Here is a 25,113-nt window from a genome sequence, read left to right as displayed (position 1 = left end):
AAGGGGGGCTGTACACATGAATGAAGTACAAAGCGCACCTGTAGATCCCGCAATCATCGCCATATGCCAGGCCAAGCTTGTCCATCAACCCGTAGAGGGCTTCCTGCTGGGGAGAGGAGTCCGCTTCGCCAAGATTATGTTTATTGGGGAAGCACCCGGCGCCCATGAAGTTCTGGAAGGTTTACCTTTTGTAGGGCAGGCCGGGCAAGAGATGAATGCCTACCTGGAACGTCTGTCCCTGACCCGGGAGCAAGTGTATATTACCAGTGCCATGAGAAGCAGGCCCTATAAGGAAAAGCTAATCGTGAGATCCACGGGCGAGAGCGTCATCAGCCGTTCTAATCGCACGCCGACGAAGGCGGAAATATGGGCCCATGCACCTTTGCTTGATGAAGAGATCCGATGGGTTCGCCCGCACATTATCGCACCCATGGGAAATACGGCACTGCACCGGTTAATCGGAAGCCATGAAACGGTGACATCGCTGCACGGCAAACTGATGGAGGGCCCGGTCCAGCAAGCAGCAGATCCGGAGAATCCAAGTGCAGGCTATATGTTTTCGGAGGAAACCTATAGATATTCCCTCTGTTCCATCCAGCGGCCGTACTGTATAATAGGAAATTGTCCACATTGATCCAGAATGATTTGGATATTTTGGCTCGTATTTTATGGGATAAAAGCTGATTTTATGGGAAAAAGGGGCTAGGTGGTTTTCAGTTTCTCGGAAATGTGCTAAAATGAAACATACTTACAATTCGTAAGTTTTCTAGTTTTTTGATTAAGCTTATGAGTTTCTATAAACAAGGTGACTTCGTAAAGAGGTGAAGGGATATGGAAGTTACAAATGTTACGATGTGTCCCCGTTTTGAATCTGCATTTTCTTTTCTGGGCAAACGGTGGAACGGTTTGATTATTCAAACGTTGATGAGCGGGCCTAAGCGCTTTAAGGATATTTCGAATTTGATTCCGTCCATGAGCGATAAAATGCTCTCCGAGCGGATGAAGGATTTGGAATGTGAAGGGATACTGATTCGTCATGTCTATCCGGAAACACCGGTACGTATTGAATATGAACTGACTGAAAAAGGCAAAGCACTTCGTCCGGTGATGGAGCAAATTGCATCCTGGGCAGAACAATGGGTCGAAAGATGAGTCATCTTAAGACTCCCCTTGATGATTAAACCCTGGCATGAGATATCCTCATTTCAGGGTTTTTTTTCTAAACGGAAGTATGGTTCCTGTTTATTTACGGCAAGAATATGTGGACATGCACCAAGCGGACGCAGCCGCTATATGATGTAAATAACGAGAGCGGCATATCAAGGAGGCGAGCCCATGACCAAGCGAACGTATATCTCCCGTTTCCATTATGGACAAGAGGACATCTCAGAACTTGAAAACGCTTCATTAAAAGTGCTTCATATTTTTGAGAAAACCAAGCGGATGCTGAGCCAGTATGTGCCGGACTCCCTGTGGTTAGCTGCTTCTGGAACAAGCCCGGAACCTGCAGAAAACGTTAACCAAAACGGTACCAGTGCTTCAGTCATGTTTCAGAAATGGGTCAAAGCCCCCGGCGGATGGAAGTTCATTGGTTATGAAACCGATCGATTTCATGCTACCGGGCAGAATAGGGGACGAACGGGAAGATTTCTGCAGATGATCATCTGGTCACTCTATGAGAAAATCGTGATGATGCATCCCTTCCTTGGCAGCGAGCCGTTTTTTGACGGGGAAGAGCTGGATGTGATTGCGAATTACTTTGTGCCTACGTATATCAGCGCCGTACCGTTGGTGGAGCAGGGAAAAGCCTTTAAGACCATACAGGCCGGCATCGTTCTGTATCAGGAGCATATTCAGGCGCCTGCCGTCACTATGCAATCGGATGGCGGCTTATTAGAGGGGAACTGGATGACCGGGGTAAATCTGGATGCGAAGGGGTTTGCGGGTATTCGCCCTTATTTAAAAGTGCCAAGCGGCGAACGAGCCTATATGGAAGCCGATATTATATAGAGGGTGTTCTCATCATAACCTTGTTCCGACGCGGACAGGGTTATTTGGTATTTTTGTTTAAAATTTTAACGATTTATGTGAAATATATCACAATAAATAATGCCGTCAGACGATATAATTTATGTGAAAGGAACGGAATACCACGATCTAGATAAACGTGTTGGGGAGGAATCAAACTTATGTCCAATATAAAGAGAGAAAAGTTAGTTGTCATTGGCAACGGTATTGCCGGGATTAGCACGGTCGAGCAAATCATTAAACTGGGTGGGAATTTTGACATCACCGTCATTGGACAGGAGCCTCATCCGAATTATAACCGCATTATGCTGTCGTATGTGTTGGAAGGCAGCAAAACCTTGGATGACATTGTATTGAATGATTGGAAATGGTACGAGGATAACCATATCACTTTGCATACGGGTGTCACCGTAACAGCCATTGATGGAGAGCGCAAGGTCGTGACAGCCGACAACGGATTGACGGTGCCTTATGACAAAGTAATGATAGCAACGGGCTCGAAGCCTTTTATTTTACCCGTACCGGGTAGTGACAAAGAAGGCGTTATCGGTTTCCGTAACATAGCCGATTGCACCCAGATGCTGGAGGCCGCTAAGGCCTACAAGAAAGCGGCAGTCATCGGCGGGGGGCTTCTGGGTCTGGAAGCTGCCAAGGGATTGGTCAGCCTCGGCATGGAGGTGACGGTGGTTCATCTCATGCAGGATTTGATGGAGAGCCAATTGGATTCGATGGCATCCGGCATGCTGAAAAGGGAGCTTGAACAGCAGGGTATCAACTTCTTACTAGGCAAACAAACAACCGAAATATTGGGAGATACCAGAGTCACGGGACTCCGGTTCAAGGATGGGGATGAGCTTGAAGCCGACCTGGTGGTCATGGCAGTGGGCATCAGAACGAACACGGGAATCGCCCAAGCGAGTGGAATCGAAGTAAACCGGGGAATCGTAGTTAATGATTATCTTCAAACTTCCTGGCCGGATGTGTACGCGGTTGGCGAATGCTGCGAGCATCGGGGCGCATGCTACGGCCTGGTTGCGCCGTTGTTCGAACAGGGACAGGTGCTGGCGAAGCATCTGTGCGGCGTGGAAGGCCAGCCTTACGAGGGAAGCATTGTATCGACGAAGCTGAAAATCAGCGGTGTTGATGTATTCTCTGCCGGAGAGTTCATGGAGCAAGCCGAACACGCGGTGATCACCGCGAAAGATGATTGGCGCAAGACTTATAAGAAAATATTAATCCGCGACAATATCATTGTCGGGGCGATATTGTTCGGAGATGTGAGCGATTCGGCAAGCCTTCAATCCATGATTCGGAAAAAGACAGCCATGACGGATGAGATTTACGATTCGATCATGGGCACGGATCGTGCAGGGACAGGAGGCGGCAAGGCATTTTCGCTGGAGAAGATGCCCGACGATGAGATCGTATGCGGATGCAACGGCGTAACCAAAAAAGCCATCGTGGATGCCATTACTCTCCAAGGTCATACGACAGTGGATGAGATCAAAGCTTGCACAGGTGCTACCCGCTCGTGCGGCGGCTGCAAACCTGTCGTGGAGCAAATACTCCAGAGCGTATTGGGCGATGGCTTTAAGGCCGCAGGCAAACAAGGCATATGCCCATGCACGACACTCGATCGGGATGAAATCGTCGCGGAAATCCGTGCGAAGGGACTTACCACGACGAAGGAAGTCATGCATGTTCTGAACTTCAGCAACCCGGAAGGCTGCTCGAAATGCCGCCCGGCCATCCATTATTATCTGGCCATGCTGAACCCGGAAACCCATCAGGAGGAGAGGGAATCCCGTTTTGTCAACGAACGGATGAACGCCAACATTCAGAAAGACGGCACGTATACGGTAGTCCCAAGAATGTACGGCGGCGTTACCACGCCGGAGGATTTGAAGAAAATCGCGGATGTATCGCTTAAATATAATGTGAAGGTTGTCAAGGTTACCGGCGGACAGCGTCTGGACCTCATCGGTGTTAAGAAGGAAGACTTACCGAGCGTCTGGGAAGAGCTCGATATGCCGTCGGGTTATGCATATGCCAAATCGCTTCGGACCGTGAAGACCTGTGTAGGATCCCAGTTCTGCCGTTTCGGTACGCAGGATTCGATGGGCATGGGAGCATTCCTCGAGGAGAAATTCGAAAGACTGGATTTTCCGGCAAAATTTAAAATGGCGGTCAACGGATGTCCGCGAAACTGTGCCGAGTCGTGCACGAAAGATATCGGGATCGTTGGCAATGACGGTGGATGGGAAATATTCGTTGGAGGCAACGGCGGCACGAAGGCACGTCTGGCGGATTCGTTCTGCAAAGTGAAAACGGATGAAGAGCTGGTCGAAATCTGCGGAGCCCTGATGCAGTATTACCGTGAAACCGGTAAGTACCTGGAGAGAACATCGGAGTGGGTAGAACGCTTGGGACTGGAACAAATCCGAGCCGTTATCCTGGACGATCCGAAGCAGCGTAAGGAACTGGTGGAGAGAATCGAGCTTGCCCTGCAGCAAGTTGAGGATCCTTGGAAGAAAGTGCTGAACGACGAGAAGCTGCGTAATACGTTATTCGTGGATGCAAGACCAGTGATCAGCAAATAGAAGAGGGAGGAACCTGCTCCCCTCTTGCCGCCTGAGCACAGAGAGTTTGTAGCAGTATGGATGGGAATAGACAAGAGAAGTGGAGGCTGCATGTTATGGAAACCGAAAGATTTATTACGGTAGGAAATGAAAATGATTTTCTGTCACAGCTCGGAAGGGTGGTCCATCTCGGAGACCGGGAGATTGCCATCTTCCGGACTTCGGATCATCAATGGTTTGCGCTGGACAATCAAAGCCCGCATCCCAAAGGAGGGCCGCTCTCGGAAGCCATCGTATCCGGGCACTACATCTACGATCCGTTATACGATTGGAAGATCGAGCTTTCAACCGGACTCGTACAGGCTCCGGATCAAGGCCAGGTTCGTGTATACCCGATTCGCGCCGTGGACGGGAAGGTTGAGATGGGTGTTTAAGGCCAGATCTCGCATATTAAACAGACGAAATCAAGGGGTGGTATCCCATGTTTAAAACGGATGTGGAAGCCGTTGTTAATGCCGCCGTCGGGAAAAAGGAGCAGATGAATAGTAACCTGCTGCGCTATATGGTATCGGCTATGCTGGCCGGCGCGTATGTCGGCATTGGAATTGTATTGATCTTTAAGTTGGGGGCGCCGCTCGCAGCTGCCGGTTCGCCCTTCCAATCCCTCGTCATGGGAGCTGCATTCGGGATCGCGCTCACGTTGGTGGTGTTCGCAGGATCAGAGCTGTTTACCGGGAATCATATGTTTTTTACGATAAGCACATTATCCGGTCGAACGACAATGGGGGATACGCTGAAGAACTGGGTGCTCGTGTTTATCGGCAATCTGGCCGGAGCGATTCTGCTCAGCTATCTGGTGTATGCTTCCGGCCTGTTCAAAGGCCTGCCGCAGGACCATCTCATCTTCACGGCTGCCGCCAAGAAAATGAATGATCCGTTTATGGAGCTGTTCTTCCGAGGCATCTTGTGTAACTGGCTTGTCTGTCTGGCCTTGTGGATGGGGATTCGGGCCAAAGGAGAAACGACCAAGCTGATCTTAATATGGTGGTGTCTGTTTGCTTTCATTGCGACAGGGTACGAGCATAGCGTAGCCAATATGACACTTCTGACGCTCGCGACGATTTTGCCGGGGCATCCCGAGGCCATTTCCATCGGCGGATGGATCAGCAACATGGTGCCGGTCACGCTGGGGAACATTCTTGGCGGAGGATTGTTTGTGGGGATGACGTATTGGTTTATCTCGTCGGGAAAAGGGAGCAAGCAAAAGAAGGTTGCATAGTAGGCATCATAGAAAAGGGGCTGCTCATAATATACAGCCGAAAAGAAGCGGTCGACCAAACAGTTGACCGCTTCTTTCATTTGTCTAATTAAAGTGAGGGACCTGCACGGAACGTCTCCTAACAAAAAAAGAGGGATCCCGTCGGGCACATACATAAAAAGCCGTCCCTTCAGTTCAATGACTGAATAGGACAGCTATGTGAATCTTGTCTTCCAATCCTTACCGATGTTCCACCAGGTCAATCGCACCAAGCACAATATGAGCCAGTCCGAAGCCGAGAATACCGGTTGCGGCAAGTTTATACTTGCTGCCAAGCAGAGCGGCACCCGAAGCAGAAACCACAGTTCCAAGAACAGCAGGAATCAAACCTTCACGCATGCTGAGCACTCCCTTTATTTTGGTTTGGAAAGACAAGGTTATTGTAAGCAGATGACTGTGTATTATGCACAGAAGGGAGGCCGATTAAATCCGGCAGATTTCGTTCGGGCACAGCTCGCAATGGCAGATTTCCTGCAGCATCGGAAGATCTTTAATGACAATCATCCCGCCGGCATATTCGATAGCATCTTTTTTGCGCAGGTCGCTCAGCATCCGGTTCACGCTTTCGCGGGTTGCCCCAATCATGTTCGAGAGATCGGTGTGGGTAATCTTCTTGTTGATGAGAATAGTATCATCCGCTTGATGCTGCCCGTAGGTATTGCTCAGCCGGATGAGTGTCGATGTTAAAGCGCCGGGCTTGCCGTACATCATGAGATCCCGGAATTTGGTCTGGGTGATGCGGTGGTGAATGCCCATCCACTTCATAAAATCAATGGCGAAGTCGCAGTGCTGACAGATCAGCAGCTCCAGATCCTTGTGCTCGATGACACCGACAACGCTATCCTCAAGCACCTCTGCCGAGAAACTGTGATTGTTGCTGAAGAATGGATCGGCTTGCCCGACCATGTCTCCCGGATGGTACATATATAGAATCAACTCTTTGCCTTCATCGGTCGATTTGGTTAATTTGATTCTTCCTTGTTTAACGTAGTACAGCTTGTCGGCGAAATCGCCTTCCCAGAACAAATGGGATCCTTCAGGGAGTACCCTTTCCTTCATGCTGACCAGCAGACGGTTGCGGTTTTGCTCCGAGAAGCACTGCGTGTTCCCTAAGTTTTCGATTTCCATTACATGGTCTACAGTATTCATGTTGGTATCCCCTAACATCCTAAAATTTGATCTGTTTAATCTTTAAATACATTATAACGTGAAAACATTCACTTTTGGGGGAGATTAAGAGGGAAATCGTGGCGAATTTTCAAACTTTGTGATCTCTTTCACTTGAAAGGAGGGGAAGACAGGTGTAAATCACACAGAAAAGATAAATACTTATATTGTGAAATAATTCACATGAAATTAGAAACAGCTGTGTTACGATCAAAGCGTAGAAAGAAACATGAATCATGGGAGGATGAGAGATATGGCTGTGAGCAAAGGAACGGTGGAAGTAAAAGGACAAACAGCGTCGGAGTACATTCAGGGGCTGATTGACAAGGCGAATCGGGCCAAAGAAAAGTTTATGGAATTGAATCAGGAGCAAGTCGACGGGATTGTACAGGCCATGGCCATGGCAGGCCTTGAGAAGCACATGCAGCTGGCGAAAATGGCGGTTGAGGAAACGGGACGCGGCGTGTACGAAGACAAGATCATCAAAAACCTGTTTGCCACGGAGTATATCCACAACAGCATTAAATACGACAAAACCGTAGGTATCATTGAAGACAACGCCTATGACAGCTTTCAAAAAATAGCAGAACCGATCGGGATTATCATGGGGATAACACCGGTAACCAATCCGACCTCCACGACGATATTCAAGGCACTGATCTCCATTAAAACAAGAAACCCGATCATCTTCGGATTCCATCCATCCGCGCAGGCCTGCAGCCGGGAAGCTGCACGGATACTGCGGGATGCCGCCGTGAAGCAAGGTGCTCCTGCCGACTGCATCCAGTGGATCGAAGCACCTTCCATGGATAAAACCAATGCACTGATGAATCATCCTGACGTTGCCTGCATTCTGGCTACAGGCGGTTCGGCGATGGTCAAAGCGGCATACAGCTGCGGCAAGCCTGCCCTGGGCGTAGGACCAGGAAACGTGCCTTGCTTTATAGAGAAGAGCGCGGATCTGGATCAGGCGGTGAACGATTTGATTTTGTCCAAAACCTTTGATAACGGCATGATCTGCGCTTCCGAGCAGGCTGTCATTATCGAGGAGCCTATATATCATACAGTGAAGAAAAAAATGATTGCCAGCGGCTGTTATTTTGTCAACAAGGAAGAGCTGGCGAAACTGACTGCGCATGCGATGATATCGGATAAATGTGCGGTAAATCCTACTATCGTCGGACAGCCGGCAGCTAAGATAGCCGAGGCTTGCGGATTCGAGGTACCTGAAAGCACCAAGATCCTGGTCGCCGAGCTGGAGGGAGTCGGACCTGCCTATCCGTTGTCTGCCGAGAAGCTTAGCCCGGTGCTGGCCTGCTATAAAGTGAAAGATGCGGAAGAGGGCATCACGCGCGCTGAAGAGATGGTTGCTTTTGGCGGCATGGGCCACTCGTCGGTAATCCATTCGCACAATGAGGACATCATCATGAAATTCTCGGATCGGATGAAAACCTGCCGTATCCTGGTGAATCAGCCATCTTCGCAAGGCGGTATCGGCGATATCTACAACACGAATCTGCCATCGCTGACGCTGGGCTGCGGTTCGTATGGACGTAATTCCACTTCGTCGAACGTGACGGCCGTCAATTTAATCAACGTGAAAAGGGTGAACCGCAGAACCGTGAATATGCAGTGGTTTAAAGTGCCGGACAAAATTTACTTTGAAAAAGGTTCGACGCAGTATCTTGCGAAAATGCCGGAAATCACCCGTGTCGCTATCGTTACCGACCCCATGATGGTGAAGCTGGGTTATGTGGAGCGGGTAGAGCACTATCTGCGTCAGCGCAGAGTGCCGGTAGCCATCGAAGTCTTCTCGGAGGTTGAGCCGGATCCTTCGACAACGACCGTAGAACGCGGAACGGAAATGCTTGCAAGATTCCAGCCGGACTGCATCATCGCCCTCGGCGGCGGATCGCCAATGGATGCAGCGAAAGCCATGTGGCTGTTCTATGAATATCCGGATACGGATTTTAACAATCTGAAGCAAAAATTCATGGATATCCGCAAGCGGGTCTATAAATATCCGAAGCTAGGACGGAAAGCGAAGTTCGTTGCCATTCCAACAACGTCGGGAACGGGCTCGGAAGTAACTTCGTTTGCCGTCATCACGGACAAAGGGCTGGGGAATACCAAGTACCCGCTGGCTGATTATGAACTGACACCGGATGTGGCGATTATCGATCCGGAATTCGTTTACACGCTGCCTAAAACGGCGGTAGCCGATACCGGCATGGATGTTCTGACACATGCAATTGAAGCCTACGTATCGGTGATGGCCAGCGATTATACGGATGGGCTTGCCATCAAGGCCATACAGCTGGTGTTCCAGTATCTTGAGCAGTCGGCGCTTACCGGCGACAAACTTGCCCGCGAAAAAATGCATAATGCTTCGACGCTTGCCGGCATGGCTTTTGCGAATGCGTTCCTTGGCATCAACCACAGTCTTGCGCATAAGTGGGGCGGACAGTATCATACGGCACACGGACGCACCAATGCGATCCTGATGCCTCACGTCATCCGTTACAACGCGAAGAAGCCAACGAAATTCGCTGCATGGCCTAAATACACCCACTTTGTGGCTGATGAGAGATATGCTGAAATCGCGCGGATTCTCGGACTGCCGGCAAGAACGACGGAAGAGGGCGTAAACAGTCTGATTGGCGCAATCCGGGAGCTGAACAGCAAGCTCGGGATCGAGGAATCGTTCCAGCAGATTGGCATCGACCCTAAAGATTTCGAGAAAAATGTTGAGCATTTGGCGGACCGGGCTTTTGAAGACCAGTGTACAACGAGCAATCCGAAGCTGCCGCTGGTAACGGAGCTCGCAGAAGTTTACCGCAACGCATTTTACGGCCGGTTCTAGACAAGATAGACTCTAAACGCTGATCGTGAAGATCCATGAAGATTTTGAGGTAAGGCATGCAAAACTAGACTCAGAGTGATAAAAGTCACGGGAAAAGATAAGTTTGTGATTATTATCACAGATACAGGAGATCAACAGGACTACAATAAAGATGTAGAAGGAAGCTGAATCTCAGATCTTTGATATAGAAGCTTGAAGGCACAAGGCGGGGTAGTGGCACCATTGATCGTGAAAATAATCACATTAAAGATCTGAGATAGATCAAGGTGTGGCCCCGCCTGTCCTTGCAAGCCCCAGCAAATCTAGGAGGGATTCAATATGTCGGTGATTGAAAAAGAAGCAGGCTGGAAAGGTTTTAAATCAGGTAAATGGACCAAGCGGATTGACGTTAATGATTTTATTGCAGAGAACATTACTCCCTATTATGGCTCTGATGAATTTTTGGCTGGACCCACGGATAACACCAAAGCGCTGTGGGATATCGTATCGGATTTAACCAAGAAGGAAAGGGAGAATGGCGGGGTTCTGGATGTGGATGTCCATACACCATCAACCATCACCTCCCATCAACCCGGCTATTTGGATAAGGATAAGGAACAGATTGTCGGCGTTCAGACCGACGAGCCGTTCAAACGCTCCATCCAACCTTTCGGCGGAATCCGGATGATGATTGATGCGTGCAACGCATACGGCTTTGAAATGCCGCAGGCGGTTGTGGACATCTTTAACGGCATACGCAAAACGCATAACCAAGGTGTGTTTGATGCCTATACTCCTGAGATGAGAGCAGCGCGCAAGGCCGGGATTATTACGGGTCTTCCCGATGCGTACGGCCGTGGACGTATCATCGGTGACTATCGCAGAGTATCGTTATACGGCGTGGACGCGCTGATCCAGGACAAATTGAGAGAACTCGCCGAGCTTGAAGTGGATGCGATGGATGAGCCGGTCATCCGTTTGCGGGAAGAATTGTCTGAACAAATGCGGGCGCTCAAGGAACTGAAGGAAATGGCGGCTATGCATGGTTATGACATTTCCAAACCTGCGAATACGGCGAAGGAAGCATTCCAGTGGCTGTATTTCGGTTACTTGGCCGCTATCAAGGAGCAGAATGGCGCTGCGATGTCTCTTGGCCGGGTATCCTCTTTCCTTGATATTTATATTCAACGGGATCTGGCTGAAGGCAAGCTGACGGAAGAAACAGCCCAGGAACTGGTCGACCATTTCGTAATGAAACTTCGGATCGTGAAATTCCTGCGTACACCGGATTATAACGAGCTGTTCAGCGGGGATCCGACGTGGGTGACGGAATCCATTGGGGGCATGTCGGTAAACGGTGAGACGAGAGTGACCAAGAACAGCTTTCGTTTCCTGCACACCCTGTACAATTTGGGACCTGCTCCGGAACCGAACTTGACGGTGCTATGGTCGGAGAAGCTGCCGGAAGCCTTCAAAAAATATTGTTCGAAAGTTTCGATCGAAACCAGCTCGATTCAATACGAGAACGATGATCTTATGCGCCCGATCTACGGAGACGATTACGGCATCGCCTGCTGCGTATCTGCAATGCGCATCGGAAAGCAGATGCAATTCTTCGGAGCCAGAGCAAACCTCGCCAAAGCGCTGCTCTATGCGATTAACGGCGGTAGAGATGAGAAATCCGGCGCCCAGGTTGGACCGGAATATCCGGCCATTACCGCGGAAGTTCTGAGTTATGATGAAGTCATGAAGCGGTTCAAGCCGATGATGGAATGGCTTGCGAAGCTCTACATGAATACGCTCAATGTGATCCATTACATGCATGACAAATACAGCTATGAACGGATCGAGATGGCGCTTCACGACCGGGATATCCTGCGCACGATGGCATGCGGCATTGCAGGCCTGTCCGTAGCAGCGGATTCACTGAGCGCGATTAAATATGCGAAGGTGAAGCCGGTACGCAACGAGCAAGGGATTGCGGTGGATTTTGAAATCGAGGGCGAGTTCCCTTGCTATGGCAATAATGATGATCGCGTGGATAGCATCGCTGTTGAGCTGGTCGAGGCCTTCATGAGCATGATTCGCAAGCACAAGGCATACCGTGATGCCATGCCAACGCAATCGGTGCTCACGATTACGTCGAACGTTGTATACGGCAAGAAGACAGGAACCACGCCGGATGGACGTAAGGCAGGCGAGCCGTTTGCGCCGGGCGCGAATCCAATGCACGGACGCGATAAGAAGGGAGCTCTCGCTTCGCTGACCTCCGTGGCCAAGCTGCCATACGAGGACAGTCTCGACGGCATCTCGAATACGTTCTCGATCGTACCGAAAGCTCTTGGCAAGGAAAGTGATATCCGTGTGAACAACCTGGTTGCGATGCTGGACGGTTACTTTGGCAGCAAAGCGCACCATCTGAACGTCAACGTATTTGACCGGGAGCAGCTGATGGATGCGATGGAGCATCCGGAGAATTATCCGCAGTTGACGATCCGGGTATCCGGTTATGCGGTCAACTTCGTCAAACTGACGCGCGAACAGCAGCTTGACGTTATCAACCGTACGTTCCACGGATCGATGTAAGGATGGAAGACTACCATAGCGGATACGGAAAGGATGACGCACCATGCTAAAAGGTCATGTACACTCCATAGAAACGTTCGGAACGGTGGACGGTCCGGGTATCCGCTTTGTGCTCTTCATGCAGGGCTGCCTCTTGAAGTGTCAATACTGCCATAATCCGGATACCTGGGGACTGCATGAAGGACGCGAGATGACGGTAGATGACGTATTGGCAGAGATTGAGCCTTATCTGAGCTACTACCGTTCATCGGGCGGCGGGTTAACGGTCTCCGGCGGTGAGCCGACATTGCAGTATCCTTTTGTCACGGAGCTGTTCAAGGAAGTGAAGCGACGCTGGAATTTGCATACGACGCTGGACAGCAACGGCTATAATGAACCGGAGAAAATATCGGAATTGCTGGAGCATACCGACTTGGTGCTGCTGGATCTGAAGCATATCAACGACGAGAAACATATCAAGCTCACCGGGAAGTCCAATGAACGGACGTTGAAGACCGCCCGCTGGCTGTCCGAACATGGTCGGAACATGTGGGTCCGGCACGTATATGTGCCGGGCATCCATGATAGCGAAGAAGACTTGATTGAGTTAGGTCAATTTATTCGGACGCTGCACGGCGTCGAGAAATTCGAAATTTTGCCATATCATCAGATGGGCGTGTATAAATGGAAGGAACTCGGCATGGCTTATCCATTAGAGGGCGTTCCTTCACCATCCGAAGAGGAAGTGGCACGCGCTTACCGGTTGATTGGCGAAATACCCGAGAATATAGAGACTGTCCAGTAATGATTTCAGCTGCATAATACTAAACATAATATGTTATGATTAATGACAATAACCTTTCCTAATAATGGAAGGGTTATTGTTTTTTTGTAGAGGATTTTATCCCTTGGATAGAAAAATGTCGACCTATCGAAATATGCAATCGCTTTCTATAATGAAGATGTAAGGAAAGTGCCTATCAAATATACAAACACTTCGGGAGGGTCAAGACAATGAAGAAAAAGGGTCTGGCATTATTAATGTCGCTTCTGTTCGTCTCATCCACGCTTTTGTCTGCGTGCGGCGGCGGTGACAAGGCAGCAGAGAAGCCGTCAGGTGGTTCGGAAGAAACGGTAAGCAATGAGCCGTTTGAAATCACCATCCGCCATACGCAAGTAGGTGAATCCAAGAAGTTCCGTCTCGCATTGCTGAACGATGTGGTCAGTAAGACCGAAGAGGCGGTGCCCGGACTGAAAATCAAGCTGGACGCTGTAGACTCTGAAGTGAACCGTAAAGAGAAGCTGAGAGGCGAGATGGCAGCCGGTAAGCCGCCGGAAGTGTTCGATGTGTTCGGCAGCCCCGATGCAGGCGTATATTCCAAAGAAGGCTTGATGCTCGATTTGACTCCGATTTTGGATGAGCTGGGCATTAAAGACAAATTTACGACGCTAGACCCGTTCACACATGATGGCAAGATCTACGGATTGCCGATTGGCGGTTCCATCGAAGGTATTTTCTATAACAAGGACTACTTCACGCAAAAAGGGCTGAGCGTTCCAAAAACATTGGCTGAATTAGAGCAAATTGCCGAAACCATCAAAGCCGACGGCAAGATTCCGTTCGCGCAATCCTCCAAGGATGCTTGGATTCCGCTCATGACCACGAATAACTTGTGGAGCTATTACGCGGGGCCAGAGGTTACTTACGGCTTCAAGACCGGAGAAACGAAATGGACGGATCCGAAAGTCGTTGAAGGTGTGAAGAAGCACCAAGAATGGGTTGAGAAAGGGTACTTCAAAAAAGGCGAGCTCGGATTCGAATATGCGGACATGAGAAACCAAATGATTACCGGCGAAGCCATCATGATGATGGACGGATCGTGGGCGAACTCCGTATTTAGAGATCCGGCTCAAGCGGGTGACATGGTAGGCAAGGTCGGATACTTCAACCTGCCTCCGGTTAATGAAGGCGACCCAGTCATTGTCATGCAGGACGCAAACAACGGATATGGATTTTCGGCAGCGGTTGCGGAAGATCCTCGTAAACTTCAGGCGGTTAAAGAGTTCATCAAAAATATGTGGACAGATGAAATGCAGCTTCGCGGACTGAAAGAAGACGGTGTACTGCCGGCGATGAAGATGGATCTGGCCACCATGAACTCCACTTCGGACGACCCGCTTATGCAAGACATTTTCAAAGGCGTAAGTGAGATCAACAAATCCTTCCCTGCCTTTGATGCACTTGTTCAAGCAGACGTGAACACCGCACTGAGCATGGGAATTCAGCAAGTCATCGGCGGCGAGCTTGATGCCGAGAAGATGCTCGAGAATGTGCAGGCAGCGCAAGAAGCGGCCAATGCTTCAGAGGAATAACTACAATCCTAGACGGAAGGGCACCACCCGCTGCGGTACTTGGGGGTGCCCTTTCGCCTAAACAACATCAGACATAAATACGGAGGTTACCATGAACAAAGCGCTGAGAAATCCTCTGATTTACATCGTTTTTGTGCTGCCGGCATTCTTGCTGTTTCTGGCTTTTTTCATATACCCGATCTTTACTGCATTTGACAACAGCTTTACGAGCTGGAACGGCATCTCCAAAGATGTGAAGTATATTGGGTTCGATAACTATGTAACAGCCTTGAATGACGATGCTTTTTGGAAAGCTGTCAGGAACAACGTTTATTTCATTCTCTTTTCCTGTTTGATCCAGGTTCCGACGATCATAATCTTTTCCCTGTTAATCGCAAACGTGAAGCGTTTGAAGGGGCTTTATAAAACGGCGGTTTTCGCGCCGTCCATCATGTCGACGGCTGTCATCGGCATTTTATGGGGATTCATTTACAATCCGGACTTTGGTCTGATGAATGAGATTTTAGGGCTGGTTGGCATTGAACCCATCTATTGGTTATCGGATCGCAAATGGGCCATGATTGCCATCCTGATCACAAACGCGTGGCAATGGACCGGCTTTTACATCGTGATGGTGCTTGCCGCAATTTTATCCATACCGAAGGAGCTTGATGAGGCTGCGGCAATCGATGGAGCGACAGGCGTCCAAAGAGCAACCAAAATCACGCTTCCCTTAATTATGCCAATTATCTCTGTTGTGATCATGCTGTCGATCGCGGGAGCCATGAAAGCGGCGGACATTATTCTGGTTATGACCAAGGGTGGGCCGGCCGGCTCAACCGACGTTATGGCGACATATATGATTCGATATGCAATTACGAGCTTCAAGCATGGCTTTGGCAATTCGATCGCCGTGCTGATCTTCCTCTTTACGATTATTGTAACGGTGCTCTACCAGGTGCTGGTCGCAAGACGCAACGAAAGGATTGAATACTGATGAGAGCAATAAAGAAACTGATCCCGCACATTTTTCTGATGGCCTACTTGCTCGTCATACTATATCCATTCCTGTTCGTCCTGTTCTCTTCCGTGAAGGTGGATAACCAGTCCATTGCTACGAACCCATTTGGTTTGCCAAGCACGTTGGTATTTGATAACTATGTGAACGCATGGGTGAGCGCCAAAATTAGCACGTATTTCTGGAACAGCTTATACATCGGCGTGCTGTCAGCCTGCTTGTCGATTCTATTTGCGGCGATGCTGGCTTTTGCCGTGACGCGGATGAGATACAACCGGATCAGCGCGATTGTCTTTCAATGTATTTTGATAGGTATGCTGATTCCAAATAACTCTCTCATGCTGCCGATATATGGCATGATGAGGCAGTTGGATATTTTGAACACGCATATGGCCCTGATTCTGCCGTATGTTGCCAATGCCATCCCGTTCTCGGTTATTATACTGGCTGCCTTCATGCGGTCGCTGCCCGGTGAAATCGAAGAAGCCGCGGTTATTGATGGATTGAGGTCCGGAGGGTTGTTTGCTAGAATTATCTTACCTCTGACCGTACCGGCCATCGTTACCGTATTTATCATCAACTTCCTGGGTAACTGGAACGAATTCTTGCTTGCTAACTATTTCCTATCGAATGATGAACTGAGAACGCTGCCTGTCGGAATGGTCGGATTCAGGGACGCCTACAATATGAACTACGCACAGATGTCCGCGGGTATCGTATTCAGCGTGCTGCCGGTCCTTATCATTTATGCCGTGCTGCAAGAGAAGATCATTGAAGGCGTTACCGCAGGAAGCGTCAAGGGGTAATACCAGGAGCAGGAGCATGCGTATGAATTTGCGGAACAAACTATTCACGGCCTTTTTGGGGCTTATTATTATTCCGTTATTTGTGCTGGGCCTATTTACATTCTTTATTACGTACAATTCGATTGAGAAAAAGTACAGCCAGCAGGCTGAATATTCGCTAAAAGCGATCAGCTACAGCATTCTGAGCGTGTTCAAGGAGATGGAGTATGTCACGGATAACGGGATTGCCACCTCCGTCTTTGCCATGGCGCTGAATGCCAAGAATCCCGATGATCAAAACCTGATTAAGGAATCCAATGCGGAACAGCTGAAACTGAACGACAGACAGCGAAACTTTCGGAATCTACTATACAATCACCCAGCCATCAGTTATGCGTTTTTATATCATTTCAATAAAGAGTCATCGCCGATTCCGATATTCAGTAAAGAGGATTTCAGAACACTGCCCTATGAGCAGTTTAAGAACAGTCCTTTATACGAAGAGGTTGTGCAGCTTAACGGAATCCCCAAATGGCTGGCTCCGCACGAATTTCCGGAATTGACGGGGGCGGAGCCGGTATTTACCCAGATCAGGCTGATTAAGGACGTGACGACACTCCGCAAGCTGGGGATCCTGGTCGTCCAGATCAAGAGGTGGGAGTTTGAAGAAATTTTCCGTCATCTGACACTGCCTAACAATCTGCAGAATACATCGTTTATGTTGGTCAACAATGAAGGCTTCATTTTATTTGATCCAAATAACGATATGGATGGCCAAAATATTAGTCAATATATGAAGCGTGACGTTGAATTTAAGCAAGGCTACCAAAGTTTTAAAGCCAAGTTTAACGGTAAGGAGAATATTGTCTCCATCTATCATCTGAATGATTACGGCTGGAATCTCGTCTCGGTGACCAGCTGGAACTCGCTCTCACAAGAAGTGACTTCTTTTGCCAAGTGGTTCTTCGTCATTATGGGCCTCTGTCTGGTTACGGCGATTGTGTTCAACCGCCTGTTCATGAATCGGATTACCGGGACGATCGCAGTCATCGTACGGTTTATGCGCCGCGTGGAAGATGGGGATTTGAATGCGAGAGTTGAAGAGAAGGGAGAGGATGAGCTGCTGCTGCTGTCGAAAGGGTTCAACAATTTGATGAACCGGATCAACAATCTGTTTGCGCAGATCAAAAAGGAGCAGAGGCAGAAGACCGACGCGGAGATGCGTGTGCTGCAAGCGCAGATTAAGCCGCACTTCCTCTTTAACACCTTGGAATCGATCAACGTTCTCGCTGTGCAGAATGAAGGACGCAAGGTCAGCGAAATGGTATACCGGCTTGCCAGCATCTTGCGGATCAGTATACAGGAAAAGGAAGAAATTACGCTGGATGAAGAAATCAAGCACTTGCAGAGCTACCTTGAAATCCAGAAGTTTCGGTTCGAGGACCTGTTCGAATACGAGATTGACGTGCCGAAAGAGCTTATGCACAGCCGCATCTTGAAGCTGACGCTGCAGCCGCTGGTTGAGAACAGCATACAGCATGGCTTTGAAGGGATTTCTTACACAGGATGGATACGCATCTCTGCATGGAAGGAACTCGGTAATGTCATCATTCGGGTAGAGGATAACGGGCTCGGCATGACCTCAGAGCAGTTGTCCATGTTTGAATATATGGTGTCCGAGGATAACGGATCGGAACAGACGACGATGCAGAATCTCAAAGTGAACCAGGAACGACGGGGACTTGGACTGCGGAGCGTGGCTGACCGGCTTCGCATTCAGTACGGGGATTATTACGGTCTATTCATATGCTCAAGCCGCCCCGGCGGCACCGTTATACAATGCGTCATACCCAATTATGACAGGGGGGAAGGGCAGCATGTTGAAGGCATTATTAGTTGACGATGAGGCTCCAATCCTGAACAATCTCAGCAAGGTTCTGCCTTGGGAAGAGATGGGCATGAAGGTTGTCGGACTTGCCCGAAGCGGGATGGAAGCACTTGAAGTAGCGGATCAGTATAACCCGGATCTGATTCTGTGTGATATCCGGATGCCCGTCATGGACGGACTGACCTTTATTACGAAGATTCGGGAGAAAGGAAGCCGGGCGGAAATTTTTTTGTTAACGGGATATCAGGAGTTTGAATATGCCCGGGAAGCAATTAAGCTGGGCGTCAAGGATTATATCAGCAAGCCGATTCATTACGGTGAGCTTGAGATGAAGATTCGAGAGATCGGGGAGGAGATCCGCAAGAAGAGGGCGAAAGAGAAGTATTACAATACCGTTTCGCTAATCGATGAGGCTCCGAATCCTGAAGCGGTTAAGAAAACGCCGGAGCAATTGGTAACGTCTGCTCTGGAGTATATCAATACCCATATGGGACAGGATTTGGGGATTGAGGAGCTTTCGGAGCATTTAGGGATCAGCTCCAGTTACTTCTGTTTATTGTTCAAGAACCATGTAGGGCTTACCTTCGTGGAGTACTTGACGAGACAGCGGATGGAGGCGGCCAAGTTCCTGTTAGTGAACAGCGACAAGAACATTGCGCAGATCGGCTCTTTTGTCGGTTATCATGAGCGTCGGTATTTTACCAAGGTATTTCAAAAAGCCACCGGCATGACGCCATCCGAATTCCGGGAAATGTCCGGAGAGGCAACGGTATAGGTTTTGATAGGGCCCATGCAGGCTGCTACAGTCATCGCTAGATTAACCCGCTTGGCTTGCAAAGTCCTTTAAATGGATAGAAAGTAGGTATGAGATCAATGAAATGGACGGCAGCAGATTTATCGTTAGAACAAAAGGTAGGACAAATGTTTATATGCGGCTTCAACGCCTTAACGCCGAATGAGCACGCCAAAATACTGATCGAACAATATCAGGTCGGGGGCATCTGCTATTTTCGCCGGAACGTGAAAACGCTGCCTCAGCTTGCCGAACTGTCAGAGTCCTTGCAGCAGCTCGCATCGGACCGCCAAAAGTTCCCGCTTCTGATCTCAATAGATCAGGAGGGCGGTATGGTTGCCCGGATTGATCATGAAGGCATCAGCCGCATTCCGGGAAATATGGCGCTTGGAGCAGCGGGCAGCGCGGAGGATTCGTACAGGGTAGCGCAAATCGGGGCGCGCGAATTGCGTTCACTCGGCGTGAACATGAATTTCGCTCCTTGCCTCGACGTGAACAACAATCCTCGTAATCCGGTCATCGGCGTGCGTTCCTTCGGCGAAGATCCCCAAGCTGTTGCCGCGCTTGGGGCTGCGGCCATTAAGGGATATCAGGAAGAAGGCGTGTCCGCTACGGCCAAGCACTTCCCGGGACATGGCGATACGAGCGTCGATTCACATCTCGGGCGGGCTTCTGTACCGCATGATCTGGAACGGCTCCGCAGCGTGGAATTGTATCCGTTCGCGCAAGCGATCCGGGACGGTGTGGACGCCATTATGACGGCTCACGTCAGTTTCCCGGCGATAGAGCCGAGTGATCTGCCGGCAACGCTTTCTCATGCCGTGTTAACGGGTTTGCTGAGGGAAGAGATGGGGTTTGAAGGGCTGATCATAACGGACTGCCTTGAGATGCATGCGATCTCCAAAGAGTACGGGATTCCGGAGGGCGCGATACGCGCGATCGCAGCGGGTGCGGACTGCGTACTGGTCAGCCACAATCTATCCGAGCAGACGGCGGCGATTACGGCCGTCATTGAAGCTGTCCGCAGCGGAAGGCTTTCAGAGAATCTGATCGATACGGCTGTAGAGCGGATATTGGCGCTTAAGCAGCGTAATGCGATGCTCGCAGAGGAGCTTCCGGTCTACCCGATTGGCGAGGTGGCGGAAGAGACCAAACAATTGCTGGCTCAAATCGCAGGCAGAGGCATCACGCTGGTGAAAGACGAAGGGCAGCTGCCTCTTAAGCCGGCGCAGGCTGTGGCCGTGATCTGGCCGGAACTGCTTTCGGCAACCCAGGTTGATGAAGCATGGAGCATGAGCTATACCTTGGGGGATGCCTTAAGATGTTACGGGGTTCCGGCAGACGATCTGCGTGTCGGAACCGATATGTCCGATGAAGAGGTCGAGCAGGCCGTTAAGGCAGCCGAAGGATATAAACAGATTGTGGTAGCCACGTACACTTCCGAGAGCCGTCTTCCCGCCGGCCAGCAGAAGCTGGTGAACAAGCTGGCTGAACTTGAGGATGTGGCCCTTGTTATCGTCGCTACCCGTAATCCTTATGATATCAATGATCTTCCCCCGGTTCCGACGTATTTGTGCAGCTACGAGAACACGCCTTATTATATGAATGCGACCGCGGGCGTCTTGATAGGACAGGTTAAACCGGAGGGTAAGCTCCCGGTAGGGATCAGCGAGGCTTATCCGCTAGGTTGGAGCGGTAATCAGGACTATGTCAACAATTGAATAAGGGTTGCTCAAACCGGAGTCTTCCTACCCAGGAATGCTCCGGTTTTCCTATTTTCCAGCCATTTCTGAGCAACTTTTCGGGAAACTTCGCGTCTAATAGTATGTCCAATAGAGGCAGACAGACTATACTGAGTGTTTTAAAGGAGTAGAGAATGAATTTCAAGAGAATCTCGATGATTACAGTCCTTGCCGCGGCACAGGTATCCATGGCATTTCCCGCGGCAGCTGAATCACCGGATATTACAGCTCCGGCGCTAAATAGCCAATCAGCGCTGCAGTCCCCGGTGGAAGGACAAAGCCAGCAGAGTGGAGAACAACAGACGGACATGCAGCAAGCGGAGGAAACATCGGCAACGCCAAAGGAAACACCTTCTGATTCAGTTGAAGGCACGATTAGCGATCCGAATGCCGAACCTTCTGCCCCAAATGAACAGCAGGAGCAGGAGGACACGGATAGCGATCCTTCCGATAATGAGGTATCAGAGAACGAAGAGGGCAGCCCATCCGGAGACAAGCCCGAAGTCAGCACTTCCCATGTTTCGGCTAACGAACTTGTGCTGCTGATGAACAGCAATGTGATGTACCATAACGGCAAGAAATACAAAGCGGGTCAGCCGATGGCTGTGAAGCAAGGGGTATCCTATGTCGCCATTCGCGCCATGGTTGAACGTGCAGGACTGAAGCTGTCTTACGATAACAAAACGAAGGAAACCATCATCCTTAAGGATGGCAATGAACTTCGGTTTACGACAGGAAGCAGCAATTATAAGGTCAACGGACAGGTACGCCCAATGAAAGGCCCTGCTTACCAGAGCAGCAATGTGTTTATGGTTCCGTTAACCGCGATCACGCAAGCCCTTGATATTCCATACCGGGTAAACCAGCCCGAGAAAAAGGTTATTCTTGATTTATCCGGTATGGGCAGCGGCAACGGTAACGGCCAACAGCCAGGCGGAAATAACGGCGGGGGATCTGGCAGCGAGGTTCCGAACATACCGAACCTGGGTCCGAATGACCTCATCCTGATGATGAACAGCAACAAGATGTATCAGAACGGGAAAGCTTATACGGCAGGTCAGCCAATGGCAGTCAAGAATGGCGTATCCTATGTTGCCATTCGCTCCCTCGTTGATCGTGTCGGCCTGAAGCTGACCTATGACGGAAAGACAAAGGAAACGATTATTATCCGCGGTAACGATGAGCTTCGTTTTAAGACGAACAGCAGCGTATACACCGTGAACGGKGTCAGAAAATCAATGAAGGGACCGGCTTATCAGTCCAACAATACATTCATGGTGCCGCTGACCAGCATTACGCAGGCGCTGGACATTAGTTATCGGGTGGACCAGCCGAACAAACGGGTTATCCTTAGCCTGAGCTCAAAGCCGGTAGCTTCCTTCACGGTGCAGCCTGGCGAGATTCTTGCCGGACAAACAACGGTTACGTATAAGACGAATGCCTATTCTCCGACGGGACTGGCTATTGTTGACGAGCATTGGGAAGGCCGGGAAGAGATTTTTGACGAACCCGGCGTGCATACGGTTTCCTACTCGGTACAGGATTCCAGCGGGGAGTGGAGCGACCCGTATATATTGAGCATTCAAGTATCCGCACCGAATACGCCCCCTGTTGCCATGTTCGAAACGGACAAACAGGAATATAAGATCGGTGAGAAAATAACGTACATGAATATGAGTTATGACAACGATCCTGGCGATGAGCTTACGTATAAGTGGGAAAACAACGATCAGGCCTTTTTTACGGCAGGAACGCATAAGGTGCTGCTCATTGTTACCGATAAACATGGAGCGACCAGCTCATACGAGAAGATCATAAACGTAACGAGTGAAGTGTTGTATACGCGCGATCAATTCAATCAATTATTTACGGGCATCGGCGACAAATACACCTTTGACGGATCAGCTGTGCCGACATGGAAACTGATGCCGATTACGAGAAGCTCCGAACCGTATCTGTTGATTCGCAGCAACTCTCCGGAAACCGTCTATCAAGAGGGGATTGTCTACCGTGAGGTCGGCAATGCCAGCACGCGATTCATGATTCACCACTTGAACGCTACCGGGAAGAATATGAAGATGTATGTCGTCGCTACCAACATCAACACGATGACGGCGCGTCTGACCACCGAGTATACCGGTTTGGGCGGTCCGATCAATATCCCGACAGCCACGGGTAAAGCGGCTGTCCAGCGTTATCTCGAGTCCATGCAGTCTGCGGATGCATTCAAGACGATCTCGCTCGCCCCTGGGGAAAGCCGGATCATTTTGCAAGACTTGAGCGCGCAAACCTTGAAGAATCAGCAGGTGCTCTCCATGTTTGCTGATCTCTATTCCGACTCGCCGATCCGATATGATGTCATCATGATTGATGAAGCCAAGGATCCGATTCAAAAGCTGCCTTACCTGAAACTCCATCCGAGCGATGGCGTTCATAACCGGGGAACGTATCCGGACTCGACGCGGATTATTGAATCCTATGACTTGGTTGGCGACGCGCCTACCCGTCTCGCGCTCGGCGACAAGACAAACGATCCGAATCTGGAAGGGTATGACGGCATTAACGGTTCATATCAATCCAATGCCGGGAACTTCGGTGTACTGTACAAAATCAAGCTGCACCGCGTAGCACCCAATACGCTGATCACGCTGAATCCGCGCGGAGGCAAGTACATGGGTGCGATGATGGTGAACGGAAATATCATTCAGACGCCGAATACAAGCGGTGGCGCCGTATCTGCGCCGAATGAAGCTGCCGTTCTCTATCGTACGGGGAAATACGAGCAGACCGTGGAAATCCTGTTTACGGCGGCGCCGGGAAGCAGTCTGCCAATCAACATTCTGCTCCAGCCGCTTCCGCAATTAAAGAACTAATCCATTCATCATGTATAGCAACGGGACAGCCTTCTTAGCCAGAACATGGTTAGGGCTGTCCTTTTTGTTGGTTCTTGCTGAGGGATCATGTCATATCCCAGGCATCTATTTTCCACTGGCGGGTACCTTGCAGGCGTTTAGCCTATACACAACCGCTTTCATTGACGCTGTCTTATTTTTCAGGCATTATAAGAAGAGAGTATCTTCAAGTAGAGGAGGTTACCTCCGTATGCTTACGACGGAACAGATCATCGACGCCATGTCGGAACATGGGCTGCGCATTACTGATCAGCGCAAGACACTTGCCAAATTGTTTGGGGAACATCCTGGATATTTAACGGCCAAGGATGTGTACGAATATATGGGCCGGAAGTACAGCGGTTTGAGCTTCGATACGGTCTATCGGAATCTTCGGGTATTGTACGAGCTTGGCGTATTGGAGCAGGTTGTGTTCGAGGAAGGCATCAAGTTTAGAGGACGCTGCAGCGAAGAACATCACCATCATCACATGATCTGCCTGCAGTGCCAGAAGACGTACCCGATTACGTTTTGCCCGATGCAGCTGACCGATGCGCCGGATGATTTCCAGGTGGTTCAGCATAAATTCGAAGTGTTCGGCTACTGCCGGGACTGCGGCAAGGACAGTGCGGATAATGAAGTTTCACCAGGCGGTGCAGGAAAGCGGGATAGCCGGGCATGAGCACAGCGCGCAGGGTGGTGAAGGTGCCGATACACTTCTATCGGAAATTCATCTCTCCGTTGAAACCGGCGACTTGCCGATTCTATCCAACCTGCTCGGCCTATGCTCTTGAAGCGATTGAGGTGCACGGCGCGCTTAAGGGCTCCTGGCTGGCGGCCAAGCGAATAGCAAGATGCCATCCGTTTCATCCAGGCGGCATTGATATGGTTCCGCCGCGCAAGGATAAGATGTCGTCTTCATGGACAGAGAAATAGCGTTTTTTGGGGTATCCTAGCGGATACGAAACGGAATGCATCCTGTCTTATAGGTCATAGCCATTCGACGGACCGCGGCTCATCTTGACACGCCGCAGCCCGTTTGATTAAAATGTAAGAAATTATAGGTATATCCGAGGAAGAGATAAGTACGGAAAGCTTGCCTTGAACAGAGAGCCGGAGCTGCTGGAAACCGGTCTTGGCGAATT

20 protein-coding genes are annotated in these 25,113 nt (G+C 49.9%); 18 read left to right on the top strand and 2 right to left on the bottom strand.

All coding sequences use genetic code 11. The features are described from left to right. Nucleotides 1–16 precede the first annotated feature (16 nt). The 6 genes from ACPV3A_RS06200 (at nt 17) to ACPV3A_RS06175 (ending at nt 5,886) form a co-directional block, all read left to right on the top strand. Nucleotides 17–634, top strand: a complete 618-nt coding sequence (locus ACPV3A_RS06200) for a uracil-DNA glycosylase (RefSeq protein WP_426198453.1) — start codon at nt 17–19, stop codon at nt 632–634. Between the two features lie 197 nt (nt 635–831). Then, nucleotides 832–1,152 carry a winged helix-turn-helix transcriptional regulator gene (locus ACPV3A_RS06195; RefSeq protein WP_071223811.1) on the top strand — a complete coding sequence of 107 codons (321 nt, stop codon included), beginning with the start codon at nt 832–834 and terminating at the stop codon, nt 1,150–1,152. 183 nt (nt 1,153–1,335) lie between these two features. Beyond that, nucleotides 1,336–2,010 (top strand): hypothetical protein, encoded by a 675-nt coding sequence (locus ACPV3A_RS06190; protein WP_194541844.1) that lies wholly within the window; start codon nt 1,336–1,338, stop codon nt 2,008–2,010. 179 nt (nt 2,011–2,189) lie between these two features. Beyond that, entirely contained in the window at nt 2,190–4,628 is a 2,439-nt protein-coding gene (gene nirB / locus ACPV3A_RS06185) for a nitrite reductase large subunit NirB (protein ID WP_426198452.1), read from the top strand. Between the two features lie 95 nt (nt 4,629–4,723). Beyond that, nucleotides 4,724–5,041, top strand: a complete 318-nt coding sequence (nirD, locus tag ACPV3A_RS06180; RefSeq protein WP_426198451.1) for a nitrite reductase small subunit NirD — start codon at nt 4,724–4,726, stop codon at nt 5,039–5,041. Between the two features lie 47 nt (nt 5,042–5,088). Next, the gene (locus ACPV3A_RS06175; protein WP_426198450.1) at nt 5,089–5,886 is read left to right on the top strand and encodes a formate/nitrite transporter family protein; all 798 of its coding nucleotides are present in this window, start codon (nt 5,089–5,091) and stop codon (nt 5,884–5,886) included. Between the two features lie 219 nt (nt 5,887–6,105). Here ACPV3A_RS06175 and ACPV3A_RS06170 read toward each other — a convergent pair whose 3' ends face one another. Together ACPV3A_RS06170 and ACPV3A_RS06165 are read right to left on the bottom strand one after the other, a co-directional pair. Continuing rightward, nucleotides 6,106–6,264, bottom strand: coding sequence for an asparagine synthase (locus ACPV3A_RS06170; protein ID WP_071223816.1), 159 nt, complete (start codon nt 6,262–6,264; stop codon nt 6,106–6,108). An 84-nt stretch (nt 6,265–6,348) separates the two neighbouring features. Next, on the bottom strand, nt 6,349–7,074 hold the full coding sequence (locus tag ACPV3A_RS06165) for a Crp/Fnr family transcriptional regulator (RefSeq protein WP_113057034.1): 726 nt from the start codon (nt 7,072–7,074) through the stop codon (nt 6,349–6,351). 271 nt (nt 7,075–7,345) lie between these two features. On the opposite strand from ACPV3A_RS06165, the gene adhE reads away from it, so the two are divergent. The 12 genes from adhE (at nt 7,346) to yidD (ending at nt 24,904) form a co-directional block, all read left to right on the top strand. Further along, nucleotides 7,346–9,955 carry a bifunctional acetaldehyde-CoA/alcohol dehydrogenase gene (adhE, locus tag ACPV3A_RS06160; protein ID WP_426198449.1) on the top strand — a complete coding sequence of 870 codons (2,610 nt, stop codon included), beginning with the start codon at nt 7,346–7,348 and terminating at the stop codon, nt 9,953–9,955. A gap of 318 nt (nt 9,956–10,273) precedes the next feature. Next, nucleotides 10,274–12,520, top strand: a complete 2,247-nt coding sequence (gene pflB / locus ACPV3A_RS06155; protein ID WP_339222980.1) for a formate C-acetyltransferase — start codon at nt 10,274–10,276, stop codon at nt 12,518–12,520. Between the two features lie 43 nt (nt 12,521–12,563). Next, nucleotides 12,564–13,304, top strand: coding sequence for a pyruvate formate-lyase-activating protein (gene pflA, locus ACPV3A_RS06150; RefSeq protein WP_194541847.1), 741 nt, complete (start codon nt 12,564–12,566; stop codon nt 13,302–13,304). Nucleotides 13,305–13,513: 209 nt separating this feature from the next. Continuing rightward, nucleotides 13,514–14,872 (top strand): ABC transporter substrate-binding protein, encoded by a 1,359-nt coding sequence (locus ACPV3A_RS06145; protein ID WP_194541848.1) that lies wholly within the window; start codon nt 13,514–13,516, stop codon nt 14,870–14,872. A gap of 91 nt (nt 14,873–14,963) precedes the next feature. Beyond that, complete coding sequence (locus ACPV3A_RS06140) at nt 14,964–15,848, top strand: carbohydrate ABC transporter permease (RefSeq protein ID WP_194541849.1); 885 nt, start codon at nt 14,964–14,966, stop codon at nt 15,846–15,848. Then, nucleotides 15,848–16,675: a carbohydrate ABC transporter permease gene (locus tag ACPV3A_RS06135; protein ID WP_071223823.1), complete on the top strand. Its 828-nt coding sequence runs from the start codon at nt 15,848–15,850 to the stop codon at nt 16,673–16,675. Before ACPV3A_RS06140 ends, ACPV3A_RS06135 begins: the two co-directional genes overlap by 1 nt. A 22-nt stretch (nt 16,676–16,697) precedes the next feature. Continuing rightward, nucleotides 16,698–18,554: a cache domain-containing sensor histidine kinase gene (locus ACPV3A_RS06130; protein ID WP_220687473.1), complete on the top strand. Its 1,857-nt coding sequence runs from the start codon at nt 16,698–16,700 to the stop codon at nt 18,552–18,554. Continuing rightward, on the top strand, nt 18,532–19,317 hold the full coding sequence (locus tag ACPV3A_RS06125) for a response regulator transcription factor (protein WP_194541850.1): 786 nt from the start codon (nt 18,532–18,534) through the stop codon (nt 19,315–19,317). The genes ACPV3A_RS06130 and ACPV3A_RS06125 overlap by 23 nt, the downstream gene beginning before the upstream one ends. A gap of 98 nt (nt 19,318–19,415) precedes the next feature. Continuing rightward, the gene (gene nagZ, locus ACPV3A_RS06120; protein WP_339222986.1) at nt 19,416–21,056 is read left to right on the top strand and encodes a beta-N-acetylhexosaminidase; all 1,641 of its coding nucleotides are present in this window, start codon (nt 19,416–19,418) and stop codon (nt 21,054–21,056) included. 155 nt (nt 21,057–21,211) lie between these two features. Beyond that, entirely contained in the window at nt 21,212–23,950 is a 2,739-nt protein-coding gene (locus tag ACPV3A_RS06115) for a stalk domain-containing protein (RefSeq protein WP_426198448.1), read from the top strand. A gap of 229 nt (nt 23,951–24,179) precedes the next feature. Further along, nucleotides 24,180–24,650, top strand: coding sequence for a Fur family transcriptional regulator (locus ACPV3A_RS06110; protein ID WP_220685924.1), 471 nt, complete (start codon nt 24,180–24,182; stop codon nt 24,648–24,650). Further along, complete coding sequence (gene yidD, locus ACPV3A_RS06105; protein WP_194541853.1) at nt 24,647–24,904, top strand: membrane protein insertion efficiency factor YidD; 258 nt, start codon at nt 24,647–24,649, stop codon at nt 24,902–24,904. Before ACPV3A_RS06110 ends, yidD begins: the two co-directional genes overlap by 4 nt. Nucleotides 24,905–25,113: the final 209 nt, after the last annotated feature.

Origin of the sequence: Paenibacillus sp. Dod16 (assembly GCF_049893405.1) — a bacterium.
GTDB lineage: Bacteria > Bacillota > Bacilli > Paenibacillales > Paenibacillaceae > Paenibacillus_AQ.
This window is presented reverse-complemented; position numbering and strand designations above follow the sequence as displayed.